This is a genomic window from Microcystis sp. LE19-195.1E, assembly GCF_027532095.1.
In the GTDB taxonomy this organism is placed as follows: Bacteria; Cyanobacteriota; Cyanobacteriia; order Cyanobacteriales; family Microcystaceae; genus Microcystis; species Microcystis aeruginosa.
The window spans coordinates 1-1843 of sequence record NZ_JAPZSZ010000360.1 but is presented as its reverse complement, the minus strand read 5'-3'; the positions used below and the strand labels follow the sequence as shown (position 1 = coordinate 1843).

At 39.1% G+C, this 1843-nt stretch carries 1 protein-coding gene and 1 pseudogene; both read right to left on the bottom strand.

Annotation, left to right across the window (positions count from 1 at the left end; translation table 11 throughout):
• Positions 1 to 216: gas vesicle structural protein GvpA (gvpA, locus tag O9300_RS19300; protein ID WP_502846405.1), on the bottom strand; the 216-nt coding region annotated here is incomplete at its 3' end.
• A gap of 986 nt (positions 217 to 1202) precedes the next feature.
• Positions 1203 to 1619 (bottom strand): annotated as a pseudogene (locus O9300_RS19295) (RNA-guided endonuclease TnpB family protein); the annotation flags it as partial.
• Positions 1620 to 1843: the final 224 nt, after the last annotated feature.

Here is a 1843-nt window from a genome sequence, read left to right as displayed (position 1 = left end):
CAGACCAACGGCTTCAGCATATTTGAGGTAGGTTTCAACCGAAGCGATAACTACACGAGCTTCAAGCGCTAATAATTCGATTCCCACCAGAGAGACGCGAACCCAGGCATCAATAACGATACCTTTGTCAAGGATACGATCGATAACTTCAGCCAAGCTAGAGGAAGAGTTAGTTTTTTCAACTGCCATGGTAATAGACCTTTTTGTTGTTTTCATAGACGGTGTACAGTGCTGAAGTCATGGAGGAGTCAGAAATCCATTTGGTTTTTCTTCCTTCATCACTTCCGCAATTTGAAGAATAACACCTTTATTTTGTCGTTGTCAATATCTAATCTCGATTTTTTCGTTAAGAAGTGTGTAGTCATCTCTCATTTTTTTAGTTAAGAAATGCAATCAATTCTCAGTTTTGTGCTTAAAAAATGCAGTCAATTCTCAGAAAAGGCGGGTTAAGGTCGTTGCTGGTAGCCTTTTTTCTGAGCAAAACTCCCTATTTGAACGGCTGGACGAGCGCACCTAAAAACAATACAAATATTTGTGCTTAAGAAATGCAGTCAATTCTCAGAAAAGGCGGGTTAAGGTCGTTGCTGGTAGCCTTTTTTCTGGGCAAAACTTCCCATTTGGACGGCTGGGCGAGCGCACCTAAAAACAATACAAATACAAGAACCTTGCAGGGATAACTGGACTTCCCCCCAAGAAAAATAATGAAACCCTTACCGCAAGGTAGTCTTGGCGATTGATCGACTACCCTTGACTGGCTACAATCGACTCGGAAGGTTAACTGGAGCCTGTTTTGATTGATCGCACCTATGCTTTCATTATCAAGCGATCGCTGGCTCTAGCCAAGAGCTGCCATGTACATATAACTGAACTTCCCCCGTATAAACATACTAGCTATGGCTAAAAGTCTTACAGAGCCTGATCTCAAGCAATACAATACCAATGAACTACTGGAGACAAAATCCTGAAGTTCTTACGCAGATAGGGTTTGAGGCAAAAATTTTCAAATTTGACCTTTAGACCATTATAGCTTGTTTCGGGGCAGAAAACCAGCAAAAACATGGCTACAGAGCGAATCCCTTACTCTAGAGATTAATGACACTATTATGCAAGTGAGTAATTATACTTGTCCCTAAAACTGGTTTCTAGCAAGGCTTTCAAAATAGCTTGACATAAAACCTGATTTAGGGGTTACAAAGGTGAGATGCTCCCATCAGTTTAAGAGTGCCAATACCTTTTTTATCTGTAAAGGTAATATGACGTTTATTTGCTGATAGCTTCCATCCAGATACTTTATACTCAACAGAACGGGAATGTTTTTTAAACTTAGGGTAGCCTTTCTTTCCTTTAATTTTATTTTGGCAATTATCGTAAAACTGAGTAATTGCCCGCAAGGTTCTTTCTAAGGCAGTCTGGCAAGCATGGGAGTTTAAATCATCAACAAATTTAAACTCTTTCCTTAATGCTGTGTTGTACCGAAATAACTCTGTTTTGCCAACACCATGATTATCCATCCAATAACGCAGGACTTTATTGCGAACAAATTGGGTTGTCCGTATTGCTTCGTTAATGGCTTCTATCTGATTAGGTTTTGGCTTAACCTTGTATTCTAGTACAAACATCTTGACACTGCTCGACCGAGTATCAATATCTTAGCACAAAATTCTTTAAGTTGACAATATATATTTAAGTGGAGGACGGGGCTTGTAAGCTAAAACGCACTTAAACCACCTAAAATAGAAATAGTAATTTTAGAAAAATCCTACTTATGCCAGCCAAAGATTTCCTAGACTTAGAAGAAAAGAAAAACTTACAAAAAGCTCTTAAAGAAGAAGAAAGAGCAGAG